The organism is Kitasatospora sp. NPDC002965, assembly GCF_040611255.1.
Taxonomy (GTDB): Bacteria; Actinomycetota; Actinomycetes; order Streptomycetales; family Streptomycetaceae; genus Kitasatospora.
Map to the genome: position 1 here is coordinate 1 of NZ_JBEXNT010000142.1, position 10,850 is coordinate 10,850.

Below are 10,850 nucleotides of genomic sequence, written 5' to 3' on the forward strand. Positions count from 1 at the left end.
CCGCCCGGGGCGGGGCGGACGGCACCCGCCGCCCGCCCCGCACCCCGGGACGCACCGCGGGCCGGGCGCCGGCCGGGACGGCCGCCGCGGGCCGCGGGCAATCCCGTGGCGGAGCACCGGCCGGGGCTGGCTACCCTGGTGGGGTGAGCGATCAGAGCCCAATCCCCGCGACCGACGACCTTCCGGAGCAGATGCGCGTCCGGCGCGAGAAGCTGGACCGGCTCCGGGCCGCCGGCATCGACCCGTACCCGGTCGGTTTCCCCCGCACCAGCACCATCGCCGACCTCCGGGCCAAGCACCCGGACCTCGCCCCGGACACCGCGACCGGCGAGCGGGCCGGCATCACCGGCCGGGTGATCCTCTCCCGCACCGGCGGCAAGCTCTGCTTCGCCACCCTGCGCGACGGCTCCGGCGACCTCCAGGTGATGTTCTCCCTGGACAAGCTGGGCGAGGAGCGGCTGGCCGCGTGGAAGGCCGACATCGACCTCGGCGACCAGGTCGGCGTGGAGGGCGAGGTGATCACCTCCCGCCGCGGCGAGCTGTCGGTGATGGTGGACCGCTGGGAGCTCACCGCCAAGTGCCTGCGCCCGCTGCCCGACAAGCACAAGGGCCTCACCGACCCGGAGGCCCGGGTCCGCCAGCGGTACGTGGACCTGATCGTCAACCCCGAGGCCCGCGAGATCCTGCACCTGCGGTCCAAGGTGGTCCGCTCGATCCGCCGCACCTACGAGGAGCGCGGCTACATCGAGGTCGAGACCCCGATGCTGCAGCCGGTGCACGGCGGCGCCAACGCGCGGCCGTTCAAGACGCACATCAACGCGTACGACATCGACCTCTTCATGCGGATCGCCCCCGAGCTGTACCTCAAGCGGCTCGTCGTCGGCGGCGCGGAGAAGGTCTTCGAGATCAACCGCAACTTCCGCAACGAGGGCGCCGACTCCACCCACAACCCCGAGTTCACCTCGCTGGAGTCGTACGAGGCCTACGGCGACTACGACACCCAGGCCGAGCTGATCCGGGCCACCATCGTCAACGCCGCCCGGGACGCCCTGGGCACCACGGTGATCAGGGGCCTCGACCCGCACGGCGTCGAGCACGAGATCGACCTGGCCGAGCCGTGGGAGGAGGTCGGCGTCTACCCCGGCATCTCGGCCCGGCTCGGCGTCGAGGTCACCCCGGAGACCGGCGTCGAGGAGCTCCGCAAGCTGGCCGCCGAGCACGGCATCCCCTTCGAGAAGGAGTGGGGCCACGGCCAGATCGTGCTGGAGATGGTCGAGCGCCTGCTGGAGGAGAACGCCGTCCGGCCGACCTTCATCAAGGACTACCCGACCGAGGTCTCCCCGCTGACCCGTCAGCACCGCTCGGTCCCGGGCGTGGCCGAGAAGTGGGACCTGGTGATCTTCGGCACCGAGATCGGCACCGCCTACTCCGAGCTGATCGACCCGGTCGAGCAGCGCGCCCGCCTCACCGCGCAGTCCCTGCTCGCGGCCGGCGGCGACGTCGAGGCGATGCAGATCGACGAGGACTTCCTGCGGGCCCTGGAGTACGCGATGCCGCCCACCGGCGGTCTCGGTCTCGGCGTGGACCGCCTGATCATGCTGCTCACCGGCAAGAACATCCGGGAGACGGTGCTCTTCCCGCTGGTGAAGCCGGAGCCCAAGGCGTCCGCCGCCACCGCGGCGGAGAAGACCGAGGAGGAGTGACCTGATGGACTACGTCAGCGCTATCGTCCCACCGCTGGTCATGGCGATCGGCTTCGGCTTCCTGGTGCGGGCCATCATCCGCAGCCAGGGCGGAGCCCGGAAGGCCAAGGAGGACGTGGTCGACTGACGCCCGTCGGCCACCACGGCACCCGCGCCGCCATTCCCGATTCCGGGAGTGGCGGCGCGCCGGTTTGGCGGCACTTCACAAGATTTGCCCCATTCACTCCCTATCCTGGCCGCACTATGGTCCGGCAACTCGGCGAACTTGAGAACGCCATCATGACCCGGGTGTGGCAGTGGAACCGACCGGTCACGGTTCGCGAGGTTCTCGTGGATCTGCGGTCCGAACGCGAAATCGCGTACACCACGGTGATGACCGTCCTGGACAAGCTCCACAGAAAGGGCTGGCTCCGCCGCGAGCGGGTGGGACGGGCCTATCGATATGAACCGGTCTCGTCCCGCGAGGCGTACACCGCGGCTCTCATGAACGACGCCTGGGCCACCGGTGACAATCCTGCCGCCGCCCTGGTGCACTTCTTCGGCCTGATGTCGCCGGAGCAACGCGAGGCTCTCCGCGACGCGTTGCGGGTCGCCGCTCTGTTCCCGCCCGATCCGGCCGCCCAGGATTCCGCGGAGACCGGGCCCGATACCGGGGAGACCCCACCGGGGCCGGCACGATAACGTCCCGCCATGGAGGTCACCATCCGCCGGGCGCGGACCACGGACGTGCGGGCAGTGCGCGGGCTCATCGATGCCTACTCGCGCGACGGCATTCTGCTCGACAAGCCCACCGTCACCCTGTTCGAATCCGTCCAGGAGTTCTGGGTCGCCGAACGCGACGACACCGGAGCCGTGGTGGCGTGCGGCGCCCTGCACGTGATGTGGGAGGACCTCGCCGAGGTCCGCACGCTCGCGGTCGATCCGTCCTGCCGGGGCCACGGCGTCGGACATCTCCTGCTGGAGAAGCTGCTGCAGACCGCCCGCTGGCTCGGCGTCCGTCGGATTTTCTGCCTGACGTTCGAGGTTCCGTTCTTCGCGAAACACGGTTTCGTCGAGATCGGCGAGCTCCAGGAAACCGATGATGGTACGACAGACCCGGCGGCCATCGCTACGGATGTCTATGAAGAACTTCTCCGCTCGTACGATGAAGGTGTCGCGGAGTTCCTCGACCTGGAGCGGGTGAAGCCCAACACGCTGGGCAACTCGCGCATGCTGCTGCACCTGTGAGCCGCTCCCGGACGGGGCAGGGGTTTGTGTTTTCCGGAGAAAGGCGCTTTCCTTTCCTTAGGCAATGGGTCGTTTAGCGGAAAGGGAAGCCCGTGGCACAGAGGGTGCAGGTCATTCTTGAAGACGATCTCGACGGCGGGTCGGCGGACGAAACGGTCACGTTCGCGCTCGACGGTGTTGCCTACGAGATCGATCTGAAGAGCGCCAACGCGGACAAGCTCCGCGACCTGCTGGCGCCGTACGTCGAGAAGGGTCGCAAGCAGAGCGGACGGCTGGCCGCAGCCCGCCGTCCGGGCCGCGGTTCGGCCCCCCGCCCGTCCGGCAGCGTCCCGGACACCGCGAAGATCCGCGCGTGGGCCAAGGAGCAGGGCCTGGACGTCAACGACCGCGGCCGCGTGCCGAGCAACGTGCGCGAGGCCTACGAGAAGGCCAACGCGGCCTGATCCGGGCGTCGCCCGGCCGCCCGGACGGGTGCGGGGTCCCGGAGGTCGCGTGAAGCGTCCATGGCACACGCGCGGGGCGCGGAGGACATTCCTCCGCGCCCCGCGGCGCACACCCGGACGGTGACCGGTCCGCCGGCACGCCCGTCGGCGGGCGCGGGGACGGCGCTGTGAACGGTGGGGCGGGCTGCCCGTTCGGGCAGCGGCCCGGGCAGCGGCCCGGACGCCGGCCCCCGGGCCGACCCGGTCCGCGGTCGCGACCGTGACCACGGCCGTGACCACGGCCGTGACCGGGGCGACGGGACGGGCGGCGGAACAATCACGGCCTGTGCAACGCTGTAGGGGCGAAAGCGGTCACGCGGACACCACCGGTATGGCGTACCGGACCCGACGGCCGAGGCCGAACCGCCGTCACCACCGGGCGACTTCTCGCCAGGCGAACACCGCCACCCCGGAAACTGCGCGAGAACCGCCCCGATACCGGGTATGAATGCAGGTGGACGGGGTCAGTCACCCCGCCCGGGGCAGTACGCGTGACCGGTCGGACGCTTGTCGGCCGCGCTGCGGCAGAGGTTGTTCGCCGATGGCGTAGCGGCATCCGGTGCATCCGGCCCACCTGTGGGAACACCGTCTCCCAACATGAGGTTGGGATTGGTGTCGGCTGGTCGCGCAGCATGTCTCTCCCCTACCAGGGAGTGAATCCGTGGGCCGCGCCGCTGAGCGGGACTAGCATGCGGAAGGACAGGGCGGGGACGGACCCCGAACTGCCCGACCGCTCTGAGGAGCGATAAACGATGTTCGAGAGGTTCACCGACCGCGCGCGGCGGGTTGTCGTCCTGGCTCAGGAAGAAGCCCGGATGCTCAACCACAACTACATCGGCACCGAGCACATCCTCCTGGGTCTGATCCACGAGGGTGAGGGTGTCGCCGCTAAGGCCCTGGAGAGCCTCGGGATTTCTCTTGAGGCTGTTCGCCAGCAGGTCGAGGAGATCATCGGCCAGGGCCAGCAGGCCCCGTCCGGTCACATTCCCTTCACCCCCCGGGCGAAGAAGGTCCTGGAGCTGTCGCTCCGCGAGGCCCTGCAGCTCGGCCACAACTACATCGGCACCGAGCACATCCTGCTCGGCCTGATCCGCGAGGGCGAGGGCGTCGCCGCCCAGGTCCTGGTGAAGCTCGGAGCCGACCTCAACCGGGTGCGCCAGCAGGTCATCCAGCTGCTCTCCGGGTACCAGACCGGCGGTGGCAAGGAGTCGGCGACGGCCGGCGGGCCCGCCGAGGGCACCCCGTCGACCTCGCTGGTCCTGGACCAGTTCGGCCGCAACCTCACCCAGGCCGCCCGCGAGGCCAAGCTCGACCCGGTCATCGGGCGCGAGAAGGAGATCGAGCGGGTCATGCAGGTGCTGTCCCGCCGCACCAAGAACAACCCGGTCCTGATCGGTGAGCCCGGCGTCGGCAAGACCGCCGTGGTCGAGGGCCTGGCCCAGGCGATCGTCAAGGGCGAGGTCCCGGAGACGCTCAAGGACAAGCAGCTCTACACGCTGGACCTCGGCGCCCTGGTCGCCGGCTCCCGCTACCGCGGTGACTTCGAGGAGCGCCTGAAGAAGGTCCTCAAGGAGATCCGCACCCGCGGGGACATCATCCTGTTCATCGACGAGCTGCACACCCTGGTCGGCGCGGGTGCCGCCGAGGGCGCCATCGACGCCGCCTCGATCCTGAAGCCGATGCTGGCCCGCGGTGAGCTGCAGACCATCGGTGCGACCACGCTCGACGAGTACCGCAAGCACCTGGAGAAGGACGCCGCGCTGGAGCGCCGCTTCCAGCCGATCCAGGTCGCCGAGCCGTCGCTGCCGCACACCATCGAGATCCTCAAGGGTCTGCGCGACCGCTACGAGGCCCACCACCGGGTCTCCATCACGGACGCCGCCCTGGTCGCCGCCGCCACCCTGGCCGACCGGTACATCTCGGACCGCTTCCTGCCGGACAAGGCCATCGACCTGATCGACGAGGCCGGCTCCCGGATGCGCATCCGCCGGATGACCGCGCCGCCGGACCTCCGCGAGTTCGACGAGAAGATCGCCGACGTGCGCCGCGAGAAGGAGAGCGCGATCGACGCGCAGGACTTCGAGAAGGCCGCGTCCCTGCGCGACGACGAGAAGCAGCTCCTCCAGGCCAAGGCCAAGCGCGAGAAGGAGTGGAAGGCCGGCGACATGGACGTCGTCGCGGAGGTCGACGAGGAACTCATCGCCGAGGTCCTGGCCACCGCCACCGGCATCCCGGTCTTCAAGCTGACGGAGGAGGAGTCCTCCCGGCTGCTGCGCATGGAGGACGAGCTGCACAAGCGCGTCATCGGCCAGAAGGACGCCATCAAGGCGCTCTCCCAGGCCATCCGGCGCACCCGTGCGGGCCTCAAGGACCCGAAGCGCCCCGGCGGCTCGTTCATCTTCGCCGGCCCGTCCGGCGTCGGTAAGACCGAGCTGTCCAAGACGCTCGCCGAGTTCCTCTTCGGTGACGAGGACGCGCTGATCTCCCTCGACATGTCCGAGTTCTCGGAGAAGCACACCGTCTCCCGGCTCTTCGGTTCGCCCCCCGGCTACGTGGGCTACGAGGAGGGCGGCCAGCTGACCGAGAAGGTGCGCCGCAAGCCGTTCTCCGTCGTCCTCTTCGACGAGGTGGAGAAGGCCCACCCGGACATCTTCAACTCGCTGCTGCAGATCCTGGAGGACGGTCGTCTGACCGACTCCCAGGGCCGCGTGGTCGACTTCAAGAACACCGTCATCATCATGACGACGAACCTCGGCACCCGGGACATCTCGAAGGGCTTCAACCTGGGCTTCGCGGCCGCGGGTGACGCCCAGACCGGGTACGACCGGATGAAGGCCAAGGTCGGCGAGGAGCTCAAGCAGCACTTCCGCCCCGAGTTCCTGAACCGTGTCGACGACATCGTCGTCTTCCACCAGCTGACCGAGGAAGACATCATCCAGATCGTCGACCTGATGGTCGACAAGGTGGACTCGCGGCTCAAGGACAAGGACATGGGCCTGGAGCTCAGCGTCGAGGCCAAGAGGCTGCTGGCCAAGCGCGGCTACGACCCGATCCTGGGTGCCCGTCCGCTGCGCCGGACCATCCAGCGCGAGATCGAGGACCACCTCTCCGAGAAGATCCTCTTCGGCGAGCTGCGGGCCGGCCACATCGTGGTCGTCGGCGTCGAGGGCGAGGGCAAGGAAGCGAAGTTCACCTTCCGCGGAGAGGAGAAGTCCGCGGTCGCGGACACTCCGGCCGCCGTCGCCTCGTCGGGTCCCGACCTGACGAAGTAGAAACAGTTAACAGATAACAGCAAACGGTTTGGGCCCCCGGCGTTCGCGCCGGGGGCCCGAGCCGTTTTTCATGTCCTCGTCGAAGCTGTGATCCGGCCCACGAAGTCCCAGGCGGGGGGCCTGACCGGGCGCCGGTGCGAGTGCGATCGATCATGCAGTCATCTTTAATGACAATGTTCTTGACGGAGCGTCAGCTGATACGAAGTCGCGGAGCATAGCGCTGTAGCCATGTCACGGTCAAGGTCTATCTTTTCCGTCCACGCTTGGATCAAATGACCTCCACCTGTCTTTCATTGGTTTACCGGAAGGCCAAGAGCCGGACCGGTTTGGGGAGGACGTCACAACGTTGAAGATGACCAGGAAAGCCGCTGCAGTCGCCTCGGCCGCGGCAGTCATAGCCGCGCTCGGCGCGGGACTGCTCCCGAGCACGGCCGTTGCCGCCGGCTCCGCCCCCGTGCCGAAGGACCCGGCCGAGGCTGTTCAGAGCACTGAACACAACTTCCCGGGCCCGCTGACCGAGAAGGTCGAGGCCGAGCAGAAGGCCGCCACCGAGCAGCTGCTCGCCGGCACCGCCAAGATCGAGCAGCACGGCGGGGGCACCAGCATCAAGCTGGGCAAGGACAAGTACGTCGAGCTCTCCCGCGAGCGCACGGACAAGATCTTCACCATTCTGGTCGAGTTCAGCGACCAGGTGGACAACACCACCACGACGCCGGACGGCAAGCTGAAGTACGGCGGCACCCCCGGCCCGCAGCGCAACCAGATCCAGAAGCCGGACCCCGCCACCAACAACTCGACCGCGTGGCAGGCCGACTACAACCAGCAGCACTTCCAGGACCTGTACTTCAGCAAGACCCAGGACTCGCTGAAGACGTACTACGAGAAGCAGTCCTCGGGCCGCTACTCGGTCGACGGCCAGGTCACCGACTGGGTGAAGGTGCCGTGGAACGAGGCCCGTTACGGCTCGGACTACTGCGGCCAGCACGTCTGCAACAACGCGCAGGACCTGATCCGCGACGGCATCACCTCCTGGGTCGCCGACCAGAAGGCCAAGGGCCAGACGGACGCTCAGATCAAGGCGACCATCGCGCAGTACGACCAGTGGGACCGGTACGACTTCGACCACGACGGCAACTTCAACGAGCCCGACGGTTACATCGACCACTTCCAGATCGTGCACGCCGGTGAGGACCAGTCGGCGGGCGGCGGCAAGCAGGGCACCGACGCGCTCTGGGCCCACCGCTCGTACGTCTACGGCACCCAGGCGGGCTCCACCGGCCCGAGCGACAACAAGCTCGGCGGTACCCCGGTCGGCGGCACCGGCATCTGGATCGGCGACTACACCATGCAGCCCGAGAACGGCGGCCTCGGTGTCTTCGCCCACGAGTACGGCCACGACCTCGGTCTGCCCGACCTGTACGACACCTCGGGCAGCGGGATCGACAACTCGGTCGGCTTCTGGTCGCTGATGTCCTCCGGTTCCTGGCTGGGCGAGGGCAAGGACTCGATCGGCGACAAGCCGAACGACCTCGACGCCTGGAGCAAGCTGAAGCTCGGCTGGCTGAAGTTCGAGAAGGCCAAGGCCGGCACCGAGTCGACCCACCACATCGGCCCGGCGGAGTACAACTCCAACCTGCCGCAGGCGCTCGTCGTCGACCTGCCGAAGAAGACCGTCACCACCGAGATCAACACCCCGTTCGCGGGTGCCAACGAGTGGTGGAGCGGCAGCGCGGACGACCTCAACGTCTCGCTGACCCGTGACGTCGACCTCACCGGCAAGACCTCGGCCACGCTGACGGCCAAGGCCTGGTACGACATCGAGCAGGACTTCGACTACGGCTACGCCGAGGTCTCCACCGACGGTGGTGCCAACTGGGCGGCCCTGGACGGCACCTTCAACGGTGTCGCCATCCCGAAGAACCCGGCCGAGAAGGCCGGCCTGACGGGCACCTCCGGTGGCAAGTGGGGCGACCTCTCCTTCCCGCTGAACGCCTACGCCGGCAAGGCCGTCAAGGTCCGCTTCCACTACACCACCGACGGTGGCCTGCACCTCAAGGGCCTGGCCCTGGACGAGATCGCGGTCACCGCCGACGGCGCCACCGTCTTCACCGACGGTGCCGAGAACGGTGACAACGGCTGGGCCGCGAAGGGCTTCTCCCGCATCAGCGGCAAGTTCTCGAACGAGTACGCCCAGTACTACATCGCCGAGAACCGCCAGTACGTCTCGTACGACAAGACCCTGAAGACCGGCCCGTACAACTTCGGCTTCGCCAACAGCAAGCCGAACTGGGTCGAGCACTACGCCTACCAGCCCGGTCTGCTGCTCTGGTACTGGGACGAGTCGCAGAGCGACAACAACGTCACCAACCACCCGGGCGAGGGCCTGATCCTCCCGATCGACTCGCACCCGACCCCGCTCAAGTGGTCGGACGGCACCCTGCAGCGCCCGCGCGTCCAGGGCTACGACTCGACCTTCGGCTCGCGCCGCGTGGACGGTCTGACCCTGCACAAGGCCGGCGTCCCGACGGTCTACCCGAAGGCCAAGGGTGTCGACGAGTTCTCCGACCTGAAGTCCTACTGGTCGGAGGAGAACAAGTACAGCAGCGTCAAGGTCCCGAAGACCGGTACCAGCATCGAGGTCGAGAACGAGTCCTCGAACTACCTGGAGACCTGGATCCGGGTCCGCCCGGTCGACAACTGATCCACCGAGCAGTGGTGATCAGCCTCTGACCAGGCGCCGTTGAACCATCCGTCCGGCCCGTCCCCGCACCTGCGGGGGCGGGCCGGATTCGTTGGTTTCGACCCGATTCGCCCTGCTTCAAACTCGGCCCGCGGGTGGTGCTGGTCACAGCGCCACCCGCCGGTACGAGCGGGAGTAGTAGGACGGCCGGACGGACGGCCGAGCACGTGGGGCCATGAACAGACCATCCGATCTCATGATCGTTACTCCGTCGGTTTGAATCTCCGGCGCAACACTGACTACACGCCGTAGTACGTCACACCGTTTGGGACTCCGCTCGGTGACGGTTACACCTGAGTGGTCCCTGCTCAGCCCGCCCGACCGGGCTCAGCGTGCTGCCCCCGTACGTCCGTGAGGTTGAGCTCCGATGCCCCCTGTCCCGCCCCTGGGGCCGGCCCTTCGCCGGCTCGCCGCCGCCTCGCCGCTGCGAAACGACCGGAACCACGTCACCGTCGCCCCGCTGCTGCGGACCGACCGCAACCGGGCCACCAGTGCCGCCGCCGCCAGCGCGGTCATACTGGCCGGCGCCCTGCTGGTCGCCTCCCCCGGCAACGCCTCGGCGCAGACGGTCACCCCCACCACCCCCGGCAGCTCGGCCTTCACCGTCCCGCAGGGGGCGGCGCAGACCCCGGCCCTGGTCCAGGTGGCCGGTCCCAGCGAGTACAAGCTGTCGCACGACCACGACTCGGCCCAGGAGCTCGTGGCCGTGGCGGTGAACCTGCTGGCCCCCGAGCCGGCCGCCCCGGCGCCGTCGGCCGACCAGGCACCGGCCGCCGACCAGGCACCGGCCGAGCCCGCCCCCGAGCCCGCACCGGCCCCCGAGCCGGCCCCTGAGCCCGAGCCTGCGCCGGCTCCCGCCCCCGCCCCCGCCCCCGCCCCGGAGTGGTCCGCCCCCGTCCCGGGCGCGCCGACCAGCAACCCGTACGGCGTGCGCAACCCCGAGTACGCGGCCGGCTACCACACCGGGGTCGACTTCGCGGTCCCCCCGGGCACCCCGCTGCTCGCGGTCGGCAAGGCCACCGTCGTGTCGGCCGGCTGGGACGGCGCGTACGGCAAGGAGGTCGTGCTGCGGCTGGCGGACGGCCGGTACGCCCAGTACGCGCACATGTCGGCCGTCTCGGTGTCGGCGGGCGACCGGGTCTCGGCCGGGGAGCAGATCGGCCGTTCCGGGAACACCGGCAACTCGACCGGGCCGCACCTGCACTTCGAGATCCGTTCCAGCAACCGCTACGGCGCCGTGGTCAACCCGATCGCCTACCTCGCGGGGCACGGGGTCACCGGGTTCTGAGCCCGTTCCGGCCCGCGGCCCCACGGCGCCCCACGGCGCCGCCCGGGCCCGGCCTCCGCACCACTGCGGCGGGGGGGGGGGGGCGGCCGGCGCCCGCCGGCGCCGGCCCGCGGGGGGGGAGCCCCCCGGCGCGGCGCC

Annotated in this window: 8 protein-coding genes; all 8 read left to right on the top strand. The window is 69.2% G+C overall.

What is annotated here, in order from left to right; genetic code table 11:
• Window positions 1-143: 143 nt before the first annotated feature.
• The 8 genes from lysX to ABZY91_RS35365 all read left to right on the top strand — a co-directional run bounded on the left by lysX (window position 144) and on the right by ABZY91_RS35365 (window position 10,712).
• Window positions 144-1,703: a bifunctional lysylphosphatidylglycerol synthetase/lysine--tRNA ligase LysX gene (lysX, locus tag ABZY91_RS35330; protein ID WP_329951411.1), complete on the top strand. Its 1,560-nt coding sequence runs from the start codon at window positions 144-146 to the stop codon at window positions 1,701-1,703.
• A gap of 4 nt (window positions 1,704-1,707) precedes the next feature.
• Window positions 1,708-1,830, top strand: a complete 123-nt coding sequence (locus ABZY91_RS35335) for a hypothetical protein (RefSeq protein ID WP_329885566.1) — start codon at window positions 1,708-1,710, stop codon at window positions 1,828-1,830.
• Window positions 1,831-1,946: 116 nt separating this feature from the next.
• Window positions 1,947-2,384, top strand: a complete 438-nt coding sequence (locus ABZY91_RS35340; protein WP_329885567.1) for a BlaI/MecI/CopY family transcriptional regulator — start codon at window positions 1,947-1,949, stop codon at window positions 2,382-2,384.
• A gap of 9 nt (window positions 2,385-2,393) precedes the next feature.
• On the top strand, window positions 2,394-2,930 hold the full coding sequence (locus ABZY91_RS35345; RefSeq protein ID WP_329885568.1) for an amino-acid N-acetyltransferase: 537 nt from the start codon (window positions 2,394-2,396) through the stop codon (window positions 2,928-2,930).
• A gap of 92 nt (window positions 2,931-3,022) precedes the next feature.
• Window positions 3,023-3,373: an Lsr2 family protein gene (locus ABZY91_RS35350; RefSeq protein WP_329885569.1), complete on the top strand. Its 351-nt coding sequence runs from the start codon at window positions 3,023-3,025 to the stop codon at window positions 3,371-3,373.
• A gap of 791 nt (window positions 3,374-4,164) precedes the next feature.
• A complete protein-coding gene (locus ABZY91_RS35355) occupies window positions 4,165-6,684 on the top strand; it encodes an ATP-dependent Clp protease ATP-binding subunit (protein WP_329885570.1) in 2,520 nt (839 codons plus the stop codon).
• 352 nt (window positions 6,685-7,036) lie between these two features.
• Window positions 7,037-9,385 (top strand): immune inhibitor A domain-containing protein, encoded by a 2,349-nt coding sequence (locus ABZY91_RS35360; protein WP_329951410.1) that lies wholly within the window; start codon window positions 7,037-7,039, stop codon window positions 9,383-9,385.
• Window positions 9,386-9,791: 406 nt separating this feature from the next.
• Window positions 9,792-10,712 (top strand): M23 family metallopeptidase, encoded by a 921-nt coding sequence (locus ABZY91_RS35365; protein WP_355407504.1) that lies wholly within the window; start codon window positions 9,792-9,794, stop codon window positions 10,710-10,712.
• Window positions 10,713-10,850: the final 138 nt, after the last annotated feature.